The organism is Polynucleobacter sp. IMCC 30228 (assembly GCF_021395205.1).
In the GTDB taxonomy this organism is placed as follows: domain Bacteria; phylum Pseudomonadota; class Gammaproteobacteria; order Burkholderiales; family Burkholderiaceae; genus Polynucleobacter.
The window spans coordinates 123,382-145,558 of the sequence record NZ_JAJVCS010000001.1 but is presented as its reverse complement, the minus strand read 5'-3'; the positions used below and the strand labels follow the sequence as shown (position 1 = coordinate 145,558).

General features: G+C 45.1%; 24 protein-coding genes. 19 read left to right on the top strand and 5 right to left on the bottom strand.

Annotation, left to right across the window (positions count from 1 at the left end; all coding sequences use genetic code 11):
* The first annotated feature begins 53 nt into the window (after window positions 1-53).
* The 8 genes from pufB (at window position 54) to LZT21_RS00740 (ending at window position 6,299) form a co-directional block, all read left to right on the top strand.
* Window positions 54-206 carry a light-harvesting antenna LH1, beta subunit gene (gene pufB / locus LZT21_RS00775; protein WP_233923153.1) on the top strand — a complete coding sequence of 51 codons (153 nt, stop codon included), beginning with the start codon at window positions 54-56 and terminating at the stop codon, window positions 204-206.
* 25 nt (window positions 207-231) lie between these two features.
* Window positions 232-459, top strand: a complete 228-nt coding sequence (locus LZT21_RS00770) for a hypothetical protein (RefSeq protein WP_233923152.1) — start codon at window positions 232-234, stop codon at window positions 457-459.
* Between the two features lie 9 nt (window positions 460-468).
* Window positions 469-672 carry a light-harvesting antenna LH1, alpha subunit gene (pufA, locus tag LZT21_RS00765; protein ID WP_233923151.1) on the top strand — a complete coding sequence of 68 codons (204 nt, stop codon included), beginning with the start codon at window positions 469-471 and terminating at the stop codon, window positions 670-672.
* Window positions 673-753: 81 nt separating this feature from the next.
* Complete coding sequence (gene pufL, locus LZT21_RS00760) at window positions 754-1,578, top strand: photosynthetic reaction center subunit L (RefSeq protein ID WP_233923150.1); 825 nt, start codon at window positions 754-756, stop codon at window positions 1,576-1,578.
* Window positions 1,579-1,596: 18 nt separating this feature from the next.
* Window positions 1,597-2,619: a photosynthetic reaction center subunit M gene (gene pufM, locus LZT21_RS00755; protein ID WP_233923149.1), complete on the top strand. Its 1,023-nt coding sequence runs from the start codon at window positions 1,597-1,599 to the stop codon at window positions 2,617-2,619.
* Entirely contained in the window at window positions 2,616-3,671 is a 1,056-nt protein-coding gene (gene pufC, locus LZT21_RS00750; protein ID WP_233923148.1) for a photosynthetic reaction center cytochrome PufC, read from the top strand. Before pufM ends, pufC begins: the two co-directional genes overlap by 4 nt.
* 32 nt (window positions 3,672-3,703) lie before the next feature.
* Complete coding sequence (locus LZT21_RS00745; protein WP_233923147.1) at window positions 3,704-5,236, top strand: phytoene desaturase; 1,533 nt, start codon at window positions 3,704-3,706, stop codon at window positions 5,234-5,236.
* A gap of 13 nt (window positions 5,237-5,249) precedes the next feature.
* Window positions 5,250-6,299 (top strand): phytoene/squalene synthase family protein, encoded by a 1,050-nt coding sequence (locus LZT21_RS00740; RefSeq protein WP_233989087.1) that lies wholly within the window; start codon window positions 5,250-5,252, stop codon window positions 6,297-6,299.
* Between the two features lie 19 nt (window positions 6,300-6,318).
* Here LZT21_RS00740 and LZT21_RS00735 read toward each other — a convergent pair whose 3' ends face one another.
* From LZT21_RS00735 to LZT21_RS00715, 5 genes are all read right to left on the bottom strand, one after another.
* The gene (locus LZT21_RS00735; protein WP_233923145.1) at window positions 6,319-7,029 is read right to left on the bottom strand and encodes a carotenoid 1,2-hydratase; all 711 of its coding nucleotides are present in this window, start codon (window positions 7,027-7,029) and stop codon (window positions 6,319-6,321) included.
* Between the two features lie 158 nt (window positions 7,030-7,187).
* Entirely contained in the window at window positions 7,188-8,780 is a 1,593-nt protein-coding gene (gene crtD, locus LZT21_RS00730) for a 1-hydroxycarotenoid 3,4-desaturase CrtD (protein ID WP_233989086.1), read from the bottom strand.
* Window positions 8,722-9,420: a spheroidene monooxygenase gene (locus LZT21_RS00725; RefSeq protein WP_233923143.1), complete on the bottom strand. Its 699-nt coding sequence runs from the start codon at window positions 9,418-9,420 to the stop codon at window positions 8,722-8,724. The genes crtD and LZT21_RS00725 overlap by 59 nt, the downstream gene beginning before the upstream one ends.
* Complete coding sequence (ppsR, locus tag LZT21_RS00720) at window positions 9,421-10,836, bottom strand: transcriptional regulator PpsR (RefSeq protein WP_233923142.1); 1,416 nt, start codon at window positions 10,834-10,836, stop codon at window positions 9,421-9,423.
* A gap of 29 nt (window positions 10,837-10,865) precedes the next feature.
* Window positions 10,866-11,735 carry a B12-binding domain-containing protein gene (locus tag LZT21_RS00715; protein ID WP_233989085.1) on the bottom strand — a complete coding sequence of 290 codons (870 nt, stop codon included), beginning with the start codon at window positions 11,733-11,735 and terminating at the stop codon, window positions 10,866-10,868.
* Between the two features lie 206 nt (window positions 11,736-11,941).
* Here LZT21_RS00715 and bchF point away from each other — a divergent pair, with 206 nt between their 5' ends.
* From bchF to puhE, 11 genes are read left to right on the top strand one after another with little or no spacing between them, the layout of a single operon-like run.
* Window positions 11,942-12,430 carry a 2-vinyl bacteriochlorophyllide hydratase gene (gene bchF, locus LZT21_RS00710; protein WP_233923140.1) on the top strand — a complete coding sequence of 163 codons (489 nt, stop codon included), beginning with the start codon at window positions 11,942-11,944 and terminating at the stop codon, window positions 12,428-12,430.
* Window positions 12,427-13,713 carry a ferredoxin:protochlorophyllide reductase (ATP-dependent) subunit N gene (locus LZT21_RS00705; protein ID WP_233923139.1) on the top strand — a complete coding sequence of 429 codons (1,287 nt, stop codon included), beginning with the start codon at window positions 12,427-12,429 and terminating at the stop codon, window positions 13,711-13,713. The genes bchF and LZT21_RS00705 overlap by 4 nt, the downstream gene beginning before the upstream one ends.
* Before the next feature lies 1 nt (window position 13,714).
* Window positions 13,715-15,283: a ferredoxin:protochlorophyllide reductase (ATP-dependent) subunit B gene (bchB, locus tag LZT21_RS00700; RefSeq protein WP_233989084.1), complete on the top strand. Its 1,569-nt coding sequence runs from the start codon at window positions 13,715-13,717 to the stop codon at window positions 15,281-15,283.
* A gap of 26 nt (window positions 15,284-15,309) precedes the next feature.
* Window positions 15,310-16,218, top strand: coding sequence for a ferredoxin:protochlorophyllide reductase (ATP-dependent) iron-sulfur ATP-binding protein (bchL, locus tag LZT21_RS00695; RefSeq protein WP_233923137.1), 909 nt, complete (start codon window positions 15,310-15,312; stop codon window positions 16,216-16,218).
* Window positions 16,219-16,231: 13 nt separating this feature from the next.
* On the top strand, window positions 16,232-16,933 hold the full coding sequence (bchM, locus tag LZT21_RS00690; protein WP_233934913.1) for a magnesium protoporphyrin IX methyltransferase: 702 nt from the start codon (window positions 16,232-16,234) through the stop codon (window positions 16,931-16,933).
* Window positions 16,934-16,941: 8 nt separating this feature from the next.
* The gene (locus tag LZT21_RS00685) at window positions 16,942-18,369 is read left to right on the top strand and encodes a BCD family MFS transporter (protein ID WP_233923135.1); all 1,428 of its coding nucleotides are present in this window, start codon (window positions 16,942-16,944) and stop codon (window positions 18,367-18,369) included.
* A gap of 40 nt (window positions 18,370-18,409) precedes the next feature.
* Window positions 18,410-19,183, top strand: coding sequence for a photosynthetic reaction center subunit H (gene puhA / locus LZT21_RS00680; RefSeq protein WP_233923134.1), 774 nt, complete (start codon window positions 18,410-18,412; stop codon window positions 19,181-19,183).
* A complete protein-coding gene (puhB, locus tag LZT21_RS00675) occupies window positions 19,180-19,848 on the top strand; it encodes a photosynthetic complex putative assembly protein PuhB (RefSeq protein ID WP_233989083.1) in 669 nt (222 codons plus the stop codon). Before puhA ends, puhB begins: the two co-directional genes overlap by 4 nt.
* Entirely contained in the window at window positions 19,845-20,300 is a 456-nt protein-coding gene (gene puhC, locus LZT21_RS00670) for a photosynthetic complex assembly protein PuhC (RefSeq protein WP_233923132.1), read from the top strand. Before puhB ends, puhC begins: the two co-directional genes overlap by 4 nt.
* On the top strand, window positions 20,300-21,400 hold the full coding sequence (gene acsF, locus LZT21_RS00665) for a magnesium-protoporphyrin IX monomethyl ester (oxidative) cyclase (protein ID WP_233923131.1): 1,101 nt from the start codon (window positions 20,300-20,302) through the stop codon (window positions 21,398-21,400). The genes puhC and acsF overlap by 1 nt, the downstream gene beginning before the upstream one ends.
* Before the next feature lie 16 nt (window positions 21,401-21,416).
* Complete coding sequence (gene puhE / locus LZT21_RS00660; protein WP_233989082.1) at window positions 21,417-22,172, top strand: putative photosynthetic complex assembly protein PuhE; 756 nt, start codon at window positions 21,417-21,419, stop codon at window positions 22,170-22,172.
* Window positions 22,173-22,177: the final 5 nt, after the last annotated feature.

The following is a 22,177-nucleotide window of genomic DNA, read 5'->3' as shown; positions in this document are numbered from 1 at the left end:
GCGCGGGCTTTGCGCGGTAACGGTCGAAAGGCCATTTTAAGGAGTGATCTCGTATGAGTGATAACAGAACAGACTCAATCTCTGGTCTCACCGACGACGAAGCCAAGGAATTCAATCAGTTTTATGTCCAAGGCCTAGTTGGGTTTGTAGCAGTTGCAGTGGTTGCACACATTTTGGTGTGGGCTTGGCGTCCTTGGTTCCATTAAGCAGAAATTAGCGGGAGGTATATATATGAAAAATATCACTTTAGAGAATACCGATCAGGATTTTCTGGAAAAGAATTCTTTGCAATTTAAAGCAATTTTTTTCTCAGGCTTTATGGTGTTTTTTGTAATTTGCCTATCAGCAAAATTTTTGCCTAAACAATGGAGCTCTTGGCTACCAATTGAAGAAGGGAAGCATTCTGTGGCACGGGATGCAAGTACAGCGGTATATAGCTTTATGTCGTATTTAACTTAGGAGAAAAGTATGTGGAGAATATGGAAACTATATGACCCATTGCGCGCTATGGTAATTCAAGGAATTTTTCTGTTTGGATTAGCCGCCATGATTCATTTAATCCTGCTTAGTACTGTGCGCTATAACTGGTTGGATGGCATGAACCAGGCTCAGTTCAAGGCTGCTGAATCTGCAGGTTCTGCAACACCACCAGCTGTACCTGCTGGGAAGTAATTGCTGTATGCGAACGAAGACAGATAAGACAAGAAGCTTAAGCCTTGTCTTATCTGAATTCCTAGAAGGGGGGGAGTAAAAATGGCAATGCTGAGTTTTGAGAGAAAGTACCGAGTTCGTGGTGGCACTTTAATTGGTGGCGACCTTTTTGACTTTTGGGTCGGCCCCTTTTACGTTGGTTTTTTTGGTATTACCACCGTATTTTTTGCCTTTCTTGGAACGGCAATGATTTTATGGGGAGCATCTCAAGGACCCACTTGGAATCTGTGGCAAATTAATATTGCCCCGCCCGACCTGAAATACGGTTTGCATTTCGCTCCCTTGATGGAAGGCGGTCTGTGGCAACTGGTTACGATTTGTGCGCTGGGTGCATTTGGTTCGTGGGCTTTGCGCGAAATTGAAATCTGTCGCAAATTAGGGATGGGCTTGCATGTCCCCTTTGCTTATCTGATGGCAGTTTTTGCTTATTTCACTTTGGTTGTGATCCGCCCAGTATTAATGGGCGCCTGGGGTTATGGTTTTCCATATGGCATTTTGAGCCATCTTGATTGGGTTTCAAACACAGGTTATCAATATCTACATTTTCATTACAACCCTGCACACATGATTGCGGTGACATTATTTTTTACGACTACCTTAGCTTTATGTATGCATGGTGGTTTAGTTTTGTCTTCTACTAATCCGCAAAAAGGACAACCAGTTAAGACACCAGAACACGAAGATACTTTTTTTAGGGATTTTATTGGTTACTCGGTTGGGACCCTTGGAATTCATCGCCTTGGTTTGTTCTTGGCCTTGGCGGCAGTATTTTGGAGTGCCGTTTGTATTGTAATTAGCGGCCCATTTTGGACTCGTGGTTGGCCAGAATGGTGGGGTTGGTGGTTGAATTTACCAATTTGGCGATAGGCCTAAGGGAAAAACAATATGGAATATCAAAATCTCTTTACCCAAGTGCAGGTCGTTGGTCCCATTCATCACGGCATACCCTTAGATCGATATGAGCAACGGAATCGTATCGGTAAACCCTTCTTATTTCATTTAATAGGGCGTCTTGGTAACGCCCAAATTGGTCCGATTTATTTGGGTTGGCTCGGAATAGCTTCCTTATTTTTTGGCACTATTGCAATTCAAATCATGGGCTGGAATATGCTGGCCTCAGTGAATTGGAGTCCGATTCAGTTTGTTAAGCAATTATTTTGGCTTTCTTTGGATCCGCCCCATCCTAAATATGGCTTGAAATTATTTATGCCTTTAGCTGAAGGTGGTTGGTGGATGATGGCCGGTTTCTTTTTGACCCTTGCAATTTTATTATGGTGGTTGCGCACCTATCGGCGTGCAGTTGCATTAGGCATGGGAACACATGTGGCTTGGGGATTTTTAGCGGCTATTTGGCTCTTTTTAGTTTTAGGATTTTTACGGCCATTACTGATGGGAAGCTGGAGCGAGGGCGTGCCATTTGGCGTCTTCTCGCACCTCGATTGGACTGCCGCTTTTTCTTTACGTTATGGTAATTTGTTTTATAACCCGTTCCACATGCTTTCAATTGCCTTCCTCTATGGCTCGGTGCTGTTATTTGCGATGCACGCGGGAACAATTTTGGCTGTGTCCCGTTTTGGCGGCGAGCGTGAAATAGAGCAGATCGTTGATCGTGGTACTGCCTCAGAAAGAGCGGCTTTATTTTGGCGCTGGACGATGGGCTTTAACGCCACCATGGAATCAATTCATCGTTGGGCTTGGTGGTTTGCAGTGCTCACGCCATTAGTCGGCGGCATTGGTATTCTTTTAACCGGCACGGTTGTCGATAACTGGTACTTGTGGGCAGTAAAACACCATGTGGCCCCAGCCTACCCAAATGTTTTTGGGGGCATTACGGTTGATCCTGCCAGTACATTTGTCGCGCCACCACCACCAGTGCCACAAATTCCAATGCAGGGGATGAAACCATGAAGATTATTTATGCCAAACTCAGTCTGCTGCTATTGCTGTGTAGCATGCTGGTCTTAGTAGGTTGTGAGCGACCTCCAATAGAAGGTGTGCAGCATGGCTATCGCGGCACCGGAATGGATGAAATATATAACCCTCGTACCTTGGCTGCGCAAGCCGCTAACAATGTGGTACCCGCTTCTTATCCAGTGCCAGCAGATGGACCCAAGGCAGCCACTGCATATAAAAATGTCAAAGTCTTAGGGAATTTAAGTACCGCGCAATTTACAACCTTTATGGTTTCGATGACGAGTTGGGTATCACCACAACAAGGCTGTGCTTATTGCCACAATGTTGAAAATTTTGCTGATGATAGTAAGTACACCAAGGTCGTTGCACGTCGCATGATTCAAATGAACCAACGGATTAACGGTGATTGGCAAAGCCACGTTAAGCAAACCGGTGTGACATGCTATACCTGTCACCGGGGGAATAATATTCCTCAGCAAGTATGGTTTACTGCCCCCGAACAAAAGCAGGGTAATGGTTGGTTAGGTAATAAAGACGGCCAAAATACGCCAAGTCAATCAGTTGGGCTTTCTAGTTTGCCCTATGATCCATTTACACCATTTTTGTTAAAGGACAGCATGATTCGGGTCGAGGGTGATACCGCTTTGCGTACCAATAACAAGCGCAATATTAAAGAGACAGAAAAGACCTTTGGTCTGATGATTCACATGTCGAAGTCATTGGGAGTAAATTGCACTTATTGCCATAACACGCGCGCTATTGCTAGCTGGGAAGAAAGCCCGCCACAGCGCTCAACTGCTTGGTATGGAATTCGTATGGCGCGTGATATTAATAATAATTTTATGGTCCCGCTAACCAAGGTATTTCCAGCCCATCGCTTGGGTCCAACTGGCGATGTTGCCAAGGCAAATTGTGGCACTTGTCATCAGGGTGCGTACAAGCCTTTGTACGGTGTTTCGATGTTGACTGATTACCCTTACTTACGTGGCAGTGGCATAACTACTGCAGCAGCGGCTGCCAGTGTAAGCAATACTTCGGTGAAATAGTCTTACGGTAGACCGTAAGACTACTCGTATTTATGTTGAAAAAGACGGTTATTCATGATGACACTAGACCCGTTGCCTTAGTCATTGGCAGCGGTTTTGGTGGTTTAGCTGCGGCAATTCGCTTAGCTCATCATGGCTATCGGGTACGGGTTATTGAGAAACTGGCTGCGCCAGGTGGTAGAGCGTCGGTCTTTAAAAAAGATGGCTTTACTTTTGATGCCGGCCCCACGATTATTACAGCACCATTTTTATTGGAAGAGCTCTGGGAGCTATGTGGCGAAAAATTGAGTGACGATGTTGATTTACGTTTAATGGACCCGTTTTATCGGATTCGTTTTGACGATGGTACCTACTTTGATTACACCGGTAACTTAGCGCAAATGCGTCAAGAGGTCGCCAAGTTTGCGCCTGAAGATTTGGTGGGATTTGATCAGTTTCTTCAAGAGGCTGAGAAATGCTATAAGTTGGGTTTTGAAGATTTAAGTTCAGTCGCTTTTGATTCGCTGAAAGATTTACTTGCCGCCATTCCATCTATGATGCGCATGAAAGCATGGGAAAGTATTTATACGTTGGTAGCGCGGTATTTTAAAAACCCGAAATTACGTCAAGTAATGAGTTTTCACCCACTATTAATTGGCGGTAATCCATTTTCTGTAACAGCCGTGTATGCCTTAATTAATTCACTTGAAAGAAGGCATGGAGTTTTTTCAGCAATGGGTGGTACTGGCGCAATTATTCAGGGCTTAGTTAGGCTATTACGCGATCAGGGCGTCGAGATTGAATGCAATACTGAAGTGAAGAAAATTGTCGTAAAAAATGGCCAGGCAACTGGTATCACTACGGCTGATGGCAGTTTTATAGCTGCTGATATCGTAGTTTCGAATGCCGACGCGGCATGGACTTATCAAAAATTAATTGATCCCGAACACCGTCGGGTATGGACTGATCAGAAAGTAATGAAAAGCAAGTATTCAATGAGTTTATTTGTTTGGTATTTTGGCATTGATCGACAGTATCACGATATTCCACATCATATGATTTTATTGGGTAAGCGGTATAAAGAATTATTAACGGATATTTTTAAACGCAAAATATTAGCTGACGACTTTAGTCTTTATTTGCATCGACCCACTGCTACGGATCCCTCTTTAGGTCCGATGGGTTGTGATACTTTTTATGTTTTATCACCGGTTCCGAATTTAGATAGCGGTACCGATTGGCAGGCATATGCAGAAACGTATCGTCAAAAAATTGCTGATTATTTAGAGGCCACAGTCATGCCAGGGTTTCAAGCGCATCTTAAAACCTCTTTTTGTATGACGCCGCAAGATTTTCAAGATCGCTTACTGTCAGTAAAAGGTGCGGCCTTTGGTTTCGAGCCACTCTTGCTACAAAGTGCTTGGTTTAGACCCCACAATCGCAGCGAAGATGTACAGGGACTTTTTATGGTGGGCGCAGGTACGCATCCTGGCGCAGGCATTCCTGGGGTTTTATCTTCTGCTAAAGCCTTGATGTCGGTTGTACCAAAGGCTATTCATCAACCACCTAAAGTTTGCAGCCTTTAAAGGAGAATGCTGGATGAGTCAATTTAGTAACGATGTTGCCCAGTGCACTGAAACGATGCGAGTTGGCTCAAAATCATTTTTTGCTGCATCACGTCTTTTGCCCAAACGGGTACGCGACCCAGCCATCGCACTCTATGCCTTTTGTCGTCTGACGGATGATATTGCCGATGCGATTGATGCAAAACCCGATGCTATTGCGGGCTTATGTAAGCGCTTAGAGCGTATTTATCAAGGTAAGCCAGACCATCAAGCGGCTGATCGGGCCTTAGCTGAAGTAGTCCGTTATTACGATATTCCCCAAGAATTATTACAAGCACTCATTGAGGGTTATGAATGGGATAGCCAACATCGCCAGTACGTCACTCTGGATGCTTTATTAGATTATTGCGCACGCGTTGCTGGTTCAGTTGGGGCGATGATGTGCCTGCTGATGGGCAAGCGTGATCCAGCAATCATAGCCCGTGCTTGTGATCTTGGTTTGGCAATGCAACTAACTAATATCGCGCGTGACGTTGGCGAAGATGCGCGCAATGGCCGCTTATATTTGCCGCGTAGTTGGTTGGTAGAAGAAGGAATTGATCCCGATCAATGGCTTAAAAATCCCCAATTTAATCCTGCCATTGCCAGAGTAGTCGAGCGCCTCTTAAAGCAAGCAGATGCTTTATACGAGCAAGCCGAAATTGGTATAACTAACCTACCCTGGGATTGCCGCCCAGCAATTCAAGCAGCGCGCTTAATTTATGCTGAAATTGGCCGTCAAATAGAACAAAACCAGTTGAATTCTATAGCCCTACGTGCGATTGTATCGAGCCAGAAAAAAATGCATCTATTAAGTCGCGCGATGTTAGTTACTGCTAAGCGCAATTGGAGCAAACGCTTCATTCCAGCACATCCTGCAAGTCAATATTTAATTCAAGCAGTTATTAAAGCACCGCATCAACCTCATTATGGTGGTTCAATTCACGAACGTATCGTTTGGGTGGTGAATTTATTAGAGCGGGTTGAAATGCGGCGTCGTGAGCAAGCGAAGGTAGCAGTAGCAGCACAAAAAATGGCTGCCTAATTATCTAATGACTGCATTTTTAGCGTATTCGCGGCATTCGCCAAGCTAACATCCATTGCACAATTGGTGAGGCGAAGCGAGGCACATTGAGGGTTTCATGAAATGAAATCACTGGCTCGCCTAATAACTCTGAAGACAAAATCGAACGAGCATAAAACGGCGTATCTTCTAGGGTTTGTATTAATTTCAATGAAGGCTGATCAGCATTGCGCATCTGTCGTTGAATTTGCCAAGCAGTTTTGGGTAGAGTTTGCCGTGGGGGTGGCACAAAGGGTTCAACGCGACCATCTGGATGGAAGAGGAGAGCGTGCAATTTTTCCACCCCATTTTTTTGGCGCACATCATATATGACTGCAGTACGTTTGCCACTCAATTCGGCGCGCGACCAATCCCACTCATGAAAATCGGGTGCTAGCGGGCCATCGCCTTCATTGGAATCTAAATACCCATTGCCTTGCCAATGTAAATCAGGCTTACTCAGTTCAACCTGGACGCGTGCTCTTGGGGCAAGCGGCCCCCAGCGATGACGACCTTGATCATCAAGGGCAGTTGAAAAATTAAACAGTTGTTCTGGATAGATTCGAACTGTGCCACGAACAGCTTGACCAAAGGGTACTGCCCGTTCTCTGATTTCAATGGTGAGGCAATCTTTATCCCAGCGTAATGAGCTTGGGCCAATGACAAACTCATTAGCGCTGCGGCATGCACTGCGCGCACTTCTTTCGGTCATAGTCCAACGCTTTTTTCCTGGCGAATAAATTGCGACATTTAGCGTGCAGTGATTTTCAGGATCGCCTTGCCCCGTTTTTTTATGGGCTTTCGCATAGTAGGGTGAAAAAACACTGCCTACAAAAGCAATAATGACAATGCCATGTTGGCGATCATCGCTCAGGGCATCGAGATACCACCAGAGATAAGCTCCTTTCCCGAGGGCTTGATCAAACCGAGGTGACCCATCAGGGTTGCGGCCGCCATGCGTCCCGATAGGGCGGCCATGGGCACTCCCGCCCCTGGATGGACGCTCCCCCCCGTTAGATAAAGGCCCGGAATAGTGCTCTGCGCGGCAGGCCGTTTGAAGACGCCCATCCAACCATGGCTGGCTGTTCCATAGAGTGCTCCACCCGTTGCCGGAAATAACTGACTGAAGGTATGCGGCGAAGTACGCGTTACCGTGTTGAAATTGGGATTGAGCTCGAGACCACATTGTTTTAATAAAGCGAATGCCTGACTTTCGCATGCTTCAATCTCCTCGGTAGTGAGTTCGGGTCGCGGGCTTAGGTGTGCTGGCGCATTGACTAAGCAAAAGATACCTTGTTCATGGGGATAATCAAGATGGACATCGGTTTGATCTTGCGCGCAAATATAAACTGTTGGCTGTTGAGGCAACTGCCGGCGAAGAAAAATGTCATCGAATTCAGCTTGATAGTTTGCATTAAAAAAGACAGTATGCCGTAGAAGCGGAAATCCTTGGGGTTTAGCTACCATCGACCAAGTTAAGGCGGAGAGTGATGGTGTCGCCTGGCGATCAATCGTGCTAGCATTTTTCAGTCCCGCACCCAATAAGCCCACTTGAAGCGCTCGGGCGTCGCCATTAAAAATAATCGAATGGGCGTAATGAACGTCATCATTATCAAGACGTACACCGCAGACGCGTCGATTATTCAATAAAATTTCAGTACATGGATGACCTGTTATGAAACGCACCCCTTTTTGTTCTGCAAGTCGTTGTAGGGTCTTCACTAAAGTAGACATACCGCCGGCGACGCTCCAGACGCCTTGCATTTCTACTTCGGCAATGAGCATTAAAGTAGCAGGAGCCTCAAAAGGAGAGGAGCCACAATATGTGGCATAGCGCCCAAAGAGCTGACGCAAACGCGGATCATGAAAGTAGCGACCTAAAGTTTTCCAGAGATTGCTAAACAAGCCAATATCAAATAATACCTTTGAACCCGAAGTCCCTAAGCTAGCCATCATACTGCTCATGCTTGGCCGCCCAGAAAGCAGGTATGGTTTTTTTAAGGCCTGATACAGTTGGCTAGCTTGACTACAAAAATCAAGAAAGCGGTTTGCTTCGGCTCGCGAAGAAAATTGTGCAATAGCTTCAGCTGATTGCATGCGGTCGGCAAATAAATCAAGCATCTCATCTTTACTCCATGCATGGCGAGCTAAAACAGCTAAAGGTGAAATCTGCATTTCATCTTCTAGGCTGGTGCCGGCTTGACGAAAAAGCTCGTCAAATACCCAGCGCATGGTGAAAACAGTAGGGCCTGAATCGATCGCTTGCTCACCGGCTTGAATCTGCCGAATTTTTCCACCTAAGGTGGATTCCTTTTCAATCACCGTCACTTCAAGCCCAGCACAAGCCAGTGCTAAGGCGCTAGCAAGGCCACCGATTCCACCACCAACAACAATTACTGTTGACTTATCCAAACGCGTGACCGCCCCAGCTACCTTGAGGGTTGATCGGCTTAAAGCGGGCAAACATCGATTCAGAAAAGTAATGATGAAGATGGGCTGCTTGAATCGCTTTTAAATGACTGCCTGAGCGGGCATAGTCATTCATAGCAACTTCAGATTCCCAAATCGTAAAGGTAGCCTGCCTTAAGAGTGGCGCCTCACCTACTCCCGCTGCCAGAAGACAACCTGAAGTGTGTTTTAGCTCGGTTTCAGCAGGCGGCGCTTTGCTCCAAAATTGTTGTGCATACCAAGGTTTAATCGAAGCTCGGGTGAGTGAGGCAATAGCCCCTGTTGGAATTTGGGCATCATAAATTGGCAGCGACTTACCCCCCCAACTGCCCTTGCAAGAGTAGGTCTGCAATTGCGTAGTAAAAAAATCATCGGCATGATCACGATACCAATGCAATAATGCCGACCCATGTAAAAATTGTTCGGCTTCTTGTTGGTTATTAAAAGCCGCAAAAATACCTTGATGAAGGGCGCTTGGCTTTACTGAGAAGCCCCCATTCACCCCTGATCCTAAGTATTTAATTAGTTGTAAGCCAGGTACAGATCCAAGTTGATAACGGCCAAACATTAGCTTGGCAATACCGCTCAATTTTGCATCTTCAGCGATTTTGACTAAAGCCATGATTGCCACTGGTGCACCCATTAGATTGGACACTTATTGCTCCAAATCATTCTCTTTAGAGCCGTCATTAAGACCAAATTTTCTCAGTTTGATATAAAGACTTTGGCGCGATAAGCCAAGCATTTCAGAAGCAGCTACGCGATTACCTCGTGATAAATCAAGCGCAGCCTTAATACATAACTCTTCAATTAAATCGGTAGTTTCATTCAGAATTTCTTTTAATGGTAGGCGACCAACTAGTTGGGTTAACTCTTCATTCGACCGCGAGATACCTTCACCAACTTGATATTGGGGCCGAATGCGGGAGCCAACCTCGCGTATTGAGAAGCCGATACAGGTTTTGGGGCTAGCCATAGCGGACGCAGATATTTCAACAGGATGAAAAGTTCCAAAGGCATCACGAATGGCAGTTGCGAATAATTTAATAGTTCGTTCTGCTTGTAAATTAGATAGCATCACCTTTAAATCAATGCTGGCCCGTTCGAGCCAAATCTCCAGCGATTCATGGAGTAGCTGCTCTGGCTTTTCGACCATAATCATTTTACGAAAAGCATGATTAGTACTCATAATCATGCCCTGTAAATTGGTAACCACAAAAGCATCAGCTGAATTTTCCAAGGCAAATAAAGCGAGCGCTTGACTACTATTAATTCCAGCAATCTCAGTATCTTGTACTGTCTTCATGGTGATCAAAATTAAGGATTGATTTGCGCTTCGAAAGGGCGCTGCAATTAAAAACACATTACTGCTATTAAAAGTTGCATTGAATTCAATTTTTTCGCTACCATAGCTCGCTTTGGTTAAGGCCGTACGTACGGCATCAAGATCTTTTTTAGCCAAGTAATCAAGAAAAGATTTTCCAATAATTTTTTTTATGGGTTCCCCCACAATTTCAACAAACCGAGCATTTGCTTCTAAAATTTTAAAATGAATACTATCTATAACAATATTTTCACTAGAGGCAATTTCAAATAAAATACGATTACGCGTTTCCATTTCCCGCAGACGCGCATGGTCTAGCTCGATAGTTTGTTGGGCATCAATTAAGCGTTGCTGTAATAAAGATACCTCACGCAAATCTCGGTACAAAGCCACAATTCGCCGACTACTGGGTAAATAAATAGTGGCACAGAGAAATGGCAAATCAGTGGCCCCAGGAATAGCAATATTGATTTGTCGCAGTCGTGAAGTGCCCGTTTCTTTTGCGTCTTTAAGTAGAGTTTTAACTTTAATACGACTTTCGATCGAAACTGTGTCTTCCCAGTTTTGTCCTACCCAAGCTTGAAGATTTTTACTGTAGAGCTCAGAATTGCCGAAGGCCAAACCTAGAATGATGCCTTGCTCATCCATCACAATCGCTAGATCTGACCCAGCTTGAATGACCGTTGCTACCTCCTGTGGCGCGAGCGAGCCAATATGAAGGAGGGGATTTAGGGTTGATGACGACAAGACATGCCTTGGTGGATTGATTTAACCCACTATTTTACTAGGCTTGCCGCCGTTTTAATGGCTTCATCAAGATCACTAGTGCAGCTATCGGCACTCGATTGATCAAGTAATTGGGGCTGCGCTCTAAAAAGTGCGCCGCCAACCATAATGTGTAATTGAGGGTTTAAAGATTGACTACGAATGAGTGGGATCATTTTCTCTAGCTCATCCCAATGCTTAAAGGTGGAGATGGAAATAGCAACAAAATGAAAAAAAGCCCCTTTAACAGTATCTAGAATTTCTGCTTTACTAATTTTAGGCGCTGCTAAAACATTCCAGCCATGTTGAATCAGGTTTTCAGCTAACAGAAATACGCCTAGCGTATGTTGCGAATGAGGCATTGCAAAGGCAAAGGCATGACCTTTAGTTTGATAGTGAAGGTCTGCTTGCGTATGAAAAAGCGGATTAAGCTCACGCAAAATAGCTTGCAAATGACCGATTGCTATAGTTGTTGAGCCAAACGTACAGGCGTCAACCTCCCAGAGGTACTCTAAATTTCTTGCCGCATCAACCGCTAAGCTATAGTAAATTTCATTAATTGAGCAACCCGAATGACATAAGCGTAAAGCGTAATCACGACACTCGTTATAGGAAGTAGTTAGTAATAAGATCGAAAACTGACTAATTTCATGAGCAGAAACATGCCGCGGCAATTGGGTAATATTTTCTAGTTTTAACTTTTTAATATTTGCATGATCGGCCAATAAACGGGGTAATACCTTTTTTTCAACCACCATCTTGAGATAACTGGGTTTAGCACGCCGGTTTTTTTGCAGTGTATTTGGCGCAAGATCGGAAGCCGTGGACATTTCACATGTTGGTAAAGGTCGATTGAGTGCATCCACATAAACTCCAGTCATTGAGGTGAAAATATTGCACCGCAACAATTATTTAAGCTTGAGTCCGTCCAAGACTTGTGCGCTATACCCATAGATTACGCAATTAAGAGCCCAACTGTCAAATTTTAATTACATCAACTAGGGGTAGATACCTAGTGGGCTAAAAAACAGAAAAAGCGTAAACTTTTGTTTACACATTGAGCAATGGAAGCCCCTGGTTAAGCGTCATGGCAAGAACTTATGAACCCCTCTATACCCCTGCCCAACGGCTGAGGCGGGACCGCACTAAATGGACTTTAGTGCAGGGCTTATTGGCGCCAGTTCAATTCGTCGTTTTTCTGGTTAGCCTGTATCTGGTGGTGCGGTTTTTAATGACTGGTTCTGGAGAAGATGCAGCTAATATTTCGGTATTAATAAAAACTTTTTGTCTTTATACCATCATGGTAACGGGCTGTATTTGGGAGAAGGTGGTCTTTGGTAAATATCTCTTTGCTAAAGCATTTTATTGGGAAGATGTATTTAGCATGTTGGTCATTGCCCTTCATACTGCTTATGTTGTGTGCTTAATGATGGGCTTATTAACAGAGCAGGAATTAATGTATTTAGCTTTGGCGGCTTATTTCACGTATGTTATTAATGCTGGGCAATTTATTCTGAAATTACGGGCCGCACGCTTACAGGAAAAACGCCAAATGAACCAAGGGCTACCAGCATGAGTGCCGTCATTTCCCCGCCTGTCGAACGGCAAGTGTTGCCAATTATTAAAGAGCGCGGGCAGCGCGAAGTCTTTTGTGGTTTAACTGGAATCATCTGGCTACACCGCAAAATCCAAGATGCATTCTTTTTAGTAGTAGGCTCACGCACTTGTGCCCACTTAATTCAGTCGGCAGCTGGCGTGATGATTTTTGCTGAACCTCGTTTTGCCACGGCAATTATTGATGATCGTGATTTAGCTGGCTTAGCAGATGCGAATGAAGAGCTCGATCGGGTAGTAGCAGAGCTATTAGAACGGCGTCCCGATATCAAACTTCTTTTTTTAGTGGGCTCTTGCCCATCTGAAGTCATTAAATTAGATCTAGCCACTGCTGCCCAGCGCCTTAGTAGAAATTTTATGCCGCAAGTGCGCATTCTGAATTACTCAGGAAGCGGTATTGAAACAACTTTTACGCAAGGCGAGGACGCTTGTTTGGCAGCCTTAGCTAAAGATATTCCACTACCTACTGCTGCTCAGTCACAAGCGCCAGCGGAGTTATTGGTCGTGGGGTGCCTAGCTGATGTGGTCGAAGATCAATTTATTCGCATCTTTAAAGATTTAGGAATTGAACAGGTGCGTTTTTTCCCACCCCGTAATTCAAGTAATGTGCCAGTCGTTGGTCCGCATACCCGTTTTTTATTGGCGCAACCTTTTTTGGCAGATACCGCGCGAGTACTAGAAGAGAAAGGTGCACAGCGGCTTGAGGCGCCATTTCCACTTGGGGTTGAAGGGACTGAAAAATGGTTTGCTGCTGCTGCCTTGGCTTGGCAGGTTCCAGCAGAGCAATTTGAACTAGTAATCGCCCCTAAAAGGCAGCGGGCAAGCTCAGCCTTAGCCCGTTTTAAAACACAATTAGCCGGCCAAAGCATTTTTTTCTTTCCTGATTCACAATTAGAAATTCCATTAGCGCGTTTTTTACATCGGGAATTAGATATGGTATTAACCGAGGTTGGCGTGCCCTATTTACATCGTCAGCATATGGCCAGCGAATTGGCCCTCTTGCCCGAGGGCGTGCAATTATCTGAGGGGCAAGATGTTGAGCGCCAACTGGATCGGTGTCGAGCGATTAAACCAGACTTAGTCGTTTGTGGTTTGGGTTTAGCTAACCCGCTAGAGGCGGAAGGCATTACTAGCAAGTGGTCAATTGAATTGGTTTTTACACCCATCCAAGGCTTTGATCAGGCTGCCGACTTGGCTGAATTATTTGCGCGTCCGCTCTTACGTCATTTGAAATTGGCCGCCTAATATGCAACTAACCTTATGGACCTACGAAGGACCTCCGCATGTGGGAGCGATGCGAATTGCAACCGGCATGGAGGGTGTGCACTATGTACTGCATGCGCCCCAAGGTGATACCTATGCTGATTTATTGTTCACCATGATCGAGCGTAATCATCGTCGTCCACCCGTTACTTACACCACTTTTCAAGCCCGTGATTTAGGTAGCGACACAGCTGAATTATTTAAAGAGGCAGCGCGCAATGCCTACGAACGGTTTAAGCCAGAACTCCTTATGGTGGGATCTTCATGTACCGCTGAATTAATTCAAGATGATCCTGGTGGTTTGGCTGCCGCACTGAATTTACCCTTACCAGTTTTGCCCTTAGAACTTCCTGCCTATCAAAAGAAAGAAAATTGGGGCGCAGCAGAAACGTTTTATCAAATGGTGCGTTTATTAGGCGCTGAACATGCTTTAGCACCTGGTGTGAAAAGAACCCCCCGACTCGCCAATCAAAAGCCACGTTGTAATATTTTAGGCCCAACTGCTTTAGGTTTTCGGCATCGAGACGATGTGACCGAGATTACCCGCTTACTGAACCAGATTGGCGTTGAAGTAAATGTTGTTGCACCATTAGGCGCAAGACCAAGCGATATTGCCCGTTTGCATGAGGCCGATTTCAATGTGGTGCTCTATCCAGAAATTGCCAATTCGGCGGCGCAATGGCTAGCGCGTAACTTCAATCAAGCTAACACTAAAACTATCCCGATTGGCTTTAAAGCCACGCGCCAATTTATTGAAGAAGTTTGCACTTTAGCTGGTATTGAGTGCGATGTAGACGCGCTAGTCAATAATTCACGGGCGCGTTGGTATGCACTCTCGGTTGATTCAACCTATTTAACTAATAAACGGGTTTTCATCTTTGGCGATGCCACCCATGCCATCGCTGCCGCTAAAGTAGCGCATGAAGAAATGGGCTTTCAAGTTGTAGGTTTGGGTACCTATAGCCGTGAATTAGCCCGCGAGGTTCGTGAGGCTGCTACTCTGTACGGCATTGAAGCCTTAATCACAGATGACTATTTGACGGTTGAGCGAGCTATTGCTGAACTACAGCCTGAATTAATTTTGGGCTCGCAAATGGAGCGACACATTGCTAAATGCCTGAAGATTCCTTGTGCGGTTATTTCAGCCCCAGTTCATGTACAAGATTTTCCAGCACGCTACTCGCCACAAATGGGCTTTGAGGGTGCGAATGTGTTGTTTGATACTTGGGTGCATCCATTAATGATGGGCCTAGAAGAGCATCTTATTGGGATGTTTAGAGGCGATAGTGAATTCCATGAAGAGGCGATGCCTTCTCATTTGGGTCATGGCTCGACATTAGAGCGGAAGCCTGAGACAGAAACTCGTATGACTACAAATTCGCAAGAGTTGATTTCAATTTGGGATGACGAGGCGCAATCGGAGTTGAAAAAGATTCCATTTTTTGTGCGCGGTAAAGCTAAACGAAATACCGAACGTTTTGCTTTGGAACAGGGCGTACAAACAATTTCGATTGAAACACTTTACGATGCAAAAGCGTATTACAGCCGCTAATGTGCGGATAACCTAGGGGATTTACCATGGAAGTAACGAATATACCAATTAGCCAAACTGGACGAGTACGGCCACCAGATGGCGAGGGAAGTGTGCAAGTTGAACTTGACCCGAGCGTCAAAATTGGCAAAGCAAAAGTATTCGCGGTTTACGGTAAAGGCGGCATTGGTAAAAGCACCACTTCCTCGAATTTATCAGTAGCCTTCTCCAAATTAGGTAAGCGCGTTATTCAAATTGGTTGCGATCCAAAGCATGATTCGACTTTTACCCTCACTAAAAAATTAATGCCTACGGTGATCGACGTTTTAGAGCGGGTCGACTTTCATTCGGAAGAGTTACGGGTCGAAGATTTTGTTTATGAAGGTTACAACGGCGTGATGTGTGTTGAAGCGGGCGGGCCACCGGCTGGTACTGGTTGTGGGGGCTATGTCGTTGGTCAAACGGTTAAATTACTGAAAGAACATCACTTACTCGATGATACCGACGTGGTGATTTTTGATGTGCTTGGTGATGTGGTGTGCGGCGGGTTTGCTGCACCCTTGCAACATGCTGATCGCGCTTTAATTGTAACTGCCAATGATTTTGATTCCATCTTTGCCATGAATCGAATTGTGCAAGCAATTGGTGCTAAGGCGAAAAATTACAACGTGCGTTTAGGTGGTGTGATCGCTAATCGCAGTAATGCTACTGATCAAATCGATAAGTTTAATGAACGGGTGGGCTTGAAAACGATGGCCCATTTCCCCGATTTAGATGTCATCCGTCGTAGTCGCTTAAAAAAATCGACCTTATTTGAGATGGAAGATTCACCAGAACTAGAAGCAGTAAAAAAAGAATATATGCGTTTGGCTGCAGCGCTTTGGGTTGGCACCGCACCATTGCCAGCTGAGCCAATGAAGGACCGCGATATATTTGATTTACTGGGCTTTGATTAATAAAGGCTGGGCCATGCAACATCGCTCTTATGTCGATAAACGCAATCAACTAGAACAGTACTTTGATCGTACTGCGGTTGAGGCGTGGGCAAGACTAACTACATCAGCCCCAGTAAGCGGCATTCGTGCAACGGTGCGGGCGGGTCGTGATGAGATGCGTAAGACAATATTGGCCTACTTACCTCTTGATTTAACTGGTAAGCGCGTGCTTGATGCTGGCTGTGGCACTGGTTTATTAGCAGTCGATTTAGCACGCCGGGGCGCGCGTGTGATGGCGATTGATATTTCTCCTACCCTGGTGCAATTGGGTCGAGAACGCGTGCCGACCGATTTGGGCACAGGCTCAATTGAGTTTCTTGCGGGTGATATGTTAGACCCCGCCTTAGGGGAATTTGATTATGTGGTGTGTATGGATTCGATGATTCATTACAACCGTGCAGACATTACTAAGGCCTTAGGCTTACTGGCAGCACGCACGCACCAGGCAATTATATTTACCTTTGCCCCAAAAACCCTATTCCTAGCAGCCCTAATTAGTGTGGGACGGTTATTTCCTCGCGGCGATCGCGCCCCTTTCATTGAACCGGTAGCAGAAAAAAAACTTGCCAAGTTAATCGAGATGGGTGAAGATTTAAGCGCATGGCAAATTATTGGCAGTAAAAAAATCTCTCGCGGGTTTTATAAATCACAAGCCATGGCTTTAGGGCGACAGTAAACCAGATCATGCGTTTTCAACCTCGCTTCCCTCGTCTCAGCTCACGCTTTATGCCATTTGCGGATGTCGCCACGGCTGAATTACCCTTGAGTCGCCTCTTGCGTTTATCCCTATTTCAGTTCTCAGTGGGTTTGGCAGCAGCTTTATTAATTGGCACGCTCAATCGCATCATGATTATTGAGTTGCATGTCAGCGCAGGTTTAGTGGCTTTAATGGTGGCACTCCCTTTATTGTTTGCGCCATTTAGAGCCTTAATTGGCCATCGCAGCGATCGCCATAAATCTGTTTTAGGTTGGCGTCGGGTGCCTTATATTTGGATTGGTACGTGGTTGCAATTTGGCGGCTTAGCGATCATGCCCTTTGCGTTAATTTTACTTTCAGGAGATACGCATTGGCCCATGTGGTTTGGTGAAGGTGCATGTGGTTTGGCCTTTTTATTAGTTGGAGCCGGCATGCAAACTACACAAACTGCTGGACTCGCTTTAGCGTGTGATTTAAGTACCCCCAGCCTTCGCCCAAGAGTAGTTGCTTTAATGTATTTAATGCTTTTAGTGGGTATGGCAGCTAGTAGTTTAGTTTTGGGATTTCTTTTAATTGATTTCACACCAGTGCTATTAATTAGGGTGATTCAAGGCGCCGCTAGCCTCACCTTAATTTTGAATTTAATTGCTTTATGGAAACAAGAGGCACGGCAGCCGCATTTAACTGCCCCGCATTTGCCACGCAAAAGTTTCAGTGAGTCGTGGAAATTATTTTCTGCGCAAAAAAAAGTGCTGCGATTTTTATTGGCCCTAGGCATTGGAACCGCCGCATTTAGTATGCAAGATATTATTTTGGAGCCCTACGGAGCTGAAGTCCTCCACTTATCTGTTAGTTCTACCACTGTACTGACTTTTATAACGGCGTTAGGCGCAATTTGCGCTTTTGCCTTGGCCGCTAAATGCTTGAATCGCAGTATTGAGGCTTATCGCTTAGCTGCAATTGGCGCCCTATTAGGTATTCTGGCGTTTACTTGCGTCATTTTTTCTGAGCCATTGCAGTCGCCTTGGCTGTTTCGTTGTGGTGCCTTCCTCATTGGTTTTGGCGGCGGCTTATTTTCCGTCAGTACCTTAACTGCGGCAATGTCATTTGAAACCGATGATATGAATGGGTTGGTATTGGGAGCTTGGGGAGCAGTACAGGCTACGGCTGCGGGCTTGGCGATTGCTTTAGGCGGCTTAATTCGCGATTTAATTTCAAGCTTAGCCCAATCAGGGCTATTGGGCTCTGCCCTTGACTCTAACGCAACAGGCTACAGTTTTGTGTATCACCTCGAGTTTTATTTACTATTTGCCACTTTAATTGTGCTCGGGCCCTTAGTCGCATACCGGCCGACCAAGATGATGGCAGAAAGTACCGTTGATAAAAAGTTTGGTTTAGCTGAATTACCAGGGTAGTGGATGCTTGTAAGTTTGTTTAATTAAAAGGAAATTGATTATGGGAACCGGAGCAATTACACAATATGTTGATTTAGCGCAACTCATACTTTATGTGTTTTGGGCATTCTTTTTCGGCTTAATTTATTACCTTACGCTTGAAAGTAAGCGTGAAGGCTTTCCCTTGGAATATGACCAAGCTGGCAAGATCAGGCGTAATCCGGGTTTAATTGGCATGCCCCCGCCTAAAGTATTTAAAACTCAATTTCATGGTGATGTGCTTAATCCGCGCTCAGAACCATTAGATGTTATTAGCAATGCGCGTCCCGCGCACCGTTTTAATGGCGCCCCACTTGAGCCCATTGGTAATCCCATGTTAGCCGCCGTAGGTCCTGGCTCGTATGCCAATCGCCCCGACTATCCAGATGTAACTTTTGAGGGCCAGCCAGTGATTGTGCCCATGCGTATTTTGCCGGGCTTTGCAGTTGCGAAACCGGATATCGACCCCCGGGGCTTGCCAGTAATTGGTGCTGATGGCGCACGCGGTGGGGTCATTAAAGAGATTTGGGTTGATCGTGCCGAGATGGTGATTCGTTATTTAGAATTAGAAACAACTGCTGAAAATGGTAGTCGCAAGGTGATGCTACCAATGAATTTTGCGCGTGTACAGAGTAAGAAAATTGCAGTCGAGTCTATTTTAGGAAAGCAGTTTGCAGAAGTGCCCACAATTAAAAGTCAGGACCAAATTACCATGCTCGAAGAAGAGCGGGTTATGGCGTATTACGGCGGGGGAACCTTGTATGCCACCCCCGAACGGCGAGAGCCCTTAATATGAAATTGCTTCACCGCTCGCCAGAGCATGAATTTGAGTCAAGCTATGGCTTACCAGAAGCCTTGCCAGCTGGCGAGCAAATTTTATGGCAGGGCAGCCCCAATTGGTTTTCATTGGCGCGTCATGCTTTCCACCTGCCCGCTTTAAGTGCTTATTTTAGTTTCATTATTTTGGCCAAAATTATTTCGGTTGCACTAGGTGATGTGGCTTGGTCCGCCGAGCTGGGCAGTATTGCATTAGTGATTGCTTTATCTTTACTAGGCTTAGGTTTAGTTGCGTATTTAGCTTATTTAGCAGCGCAAACAACGGTTTATACCCTTACCAATCAACGCGTTGTAATGCGAGTAGGCATTGTTCTCACAGTCAGTTTTAATTTACCTTTCAAGCGTATTGTGCGTGCCGATATCCATGAGTTTGCTGATGGCACTGGTAATATTCCTTTGCAATTAGCGGCTAGCGACAAAATCGCCTATTTTCATTTGTGGCCGCACGCTCGTCCTTGGTATTTTGCCCACCCTGAACCCATGCTCCGCAGTATTCCCAATGTCACTGTTGTTGCTCAGCAACTAACTAGCGCATGGCAGACTGTTCATGCCCATCAGGCGATGAGTAATGTCAGTACCGGTAATGCATTTGCTGAGTTGGCAGTAGAAGAACAAGTCGCATGAGATTGACCTTGGAACCTAAATTAATTCCCAGGGGTATGGGAATTGCGGTAATTTCAGTCATGCTGCTCACTTTTACTTGGGTCGCCATGGTCAGTTTGCAGGGTCATGATATTGGTGAGCCATATGCTCCCACTCAACAAGTTCGCCAATTACGCTTTGAAGATCGTGCCGATGGATCGATTGCAGTAATTGAGTTCATCAGTGGGCAGCAAATTGATAGCGTGGTTGGTGAGAGTGGTTTTGTAAGGGGCGTCTTGCGTGGCTTAGCGCAAGAGCGAAAGCGTGAGGGTTTTGATAGCTCAAGGCCTTTCGAATTAATTGGCCATACCGACGGTCGTCTAACTTTGATTGATCCAGTAACGAAACGTAAGGTTGATTTGGATTCATTCGGGCCAACTAATGCTGAAAATTTTTTACGGATGTTGACAAAGCCTGTTAAGGAGCAGAAATAATGGAAGTCAAAATGGAGAGTGTGGAAACCTTGCTCGGCTCGCAAATGAGCAAAACAGCCCAGTTAAACTCATCGACCGAGCGCGCACTCGAAGACGCTGTATTAAGCCCGCGTTTTTACACTACAGATTTTGCTGAAATTGATCGAGTCAAGATCGATAGCTTACGCCGTGAGTGGGATGCACTGATGGTTGAATATGAGGCTGATACCAACAACGATCACTTCCAGCGTCCTGCCGACATGGATAAAGATTATTCAAAAGTAGATCCGGAGCTCTACGATGAATTCGTTGACTTTTTAATTAGCTCAATTACATCTGAATTTTCAGGTTGTATTTTGTATGCCGAAATTAAACGCAAAGTAAAAAATGAAGATATGCGTACCTTGTTTGGCTATATGGCCCGCGACGAAAGCCGCCATGCAGGATTTATTAATCAGTGGCTCAAAGATTTTGGGATAGGGATTGATTTGGGGTTTTTAGCAAAAACAAAAAAATATACTTACTTCAAGCCAAAATTTATCTACTACGCCACTTATCTTTCAGAAAAAATTGGCTATGCGCGTTACATTACGATTTTTAGGCAAATTGAGCGTAAGCCCGAGTTGCGTTTTCACCCGATATTTTTATGGTTTGAAAAATGGTGTAACGATGAGTTTCGGCATGGTGAATCATTTGCCTTAATCATGCGTGCAAATCCAAAATTACTAACCGGCATCAATAAATATTGGATTCGCTTTTTTATTTTGGCAGTCTATGCCACGATGTATGTACGAGATCATTCACGCCCCCAGTTATATAAGGCATTACAGATTTCACCTGCCGACTATGATCGCCAAGTTCTGCAAATTACCAATGAAATTACTAAGCAAGTATTTCCGGTGACCTTGAATCTCGATGACCCACGTTTTTATCAGGGCTTGGAGCGAATGTTAGCGCTGTTTATCCGCATGGAAGCAGTAAAAAAACAGTCAACTTGGTTTAAAAAAATACATGTTGCATGGTTGGGCGCACAAGTTGGTATTGAGTTTATTCGCGTCTATTTTTTGCCAGTGAACGACAATGCCTTGCCTAGTTCAGTGCGGATGGTGCCGACTTGGTAAGTCATTTTAAAAAATCATGAGTATGTATCTCTGGCCACTGCTTTTTACTATCTTTGCTTGGTGGTTTGGCACCGGTATTATTTTATTTTTGAACCAACGCTCTCCGACAACGTATCAGGGAACTTTTTGGTTGAGTGGATGCGTCATGCTATTTGCCATTGTTGGCATTAAAACCAGCAGCTCTATGGATACTGTAGCCGCTGCTTATTGCGGTTTTACATGTGCACTATTAGTATGGGCTTGGCAGGAAATTGGTTTTTTATTGGGTTTTATAACGGGCCCACGGCGTATTGCTTGCCCACCCGAAGCTAGGGGGTGGAAGAAAGTAGGCTTCGCCTTTCAAACCATACAACATCATGAAATAGCCCTGATTGTGTTGGCAATTGTGGTAACGGTAGCGAGTTGGGGTGGGGTAAATCAAACCGCTTTTTGGACATTTATTATTTTATGGAGCATGCGCCAGAGTGCTAAGTTGAACTTATTTTTAGGGGTACTAAATCTCAACGAAAATTTTTTACCGAACCATCTGAAATATATTCATAGCTATTTTTCGCGCAGCTTAATGAATCCTTTATTGCCGATTTCGGTTATTGCTGCGACGGTAGTGGCGGTGCCAATTTGGCAGGCCGCTTTTGCGGTTGGAGCCAGCCCCTATCAAATTACCTCCTGCACTATCTTAGGAACCTTGTTGTCTTTGGCGATTCTTGAACATATTTTGATGGTACTACCCATTAGCTCTGAGGGATTATGGAGATGGAGCTTTCGCGCCTAGCGCCT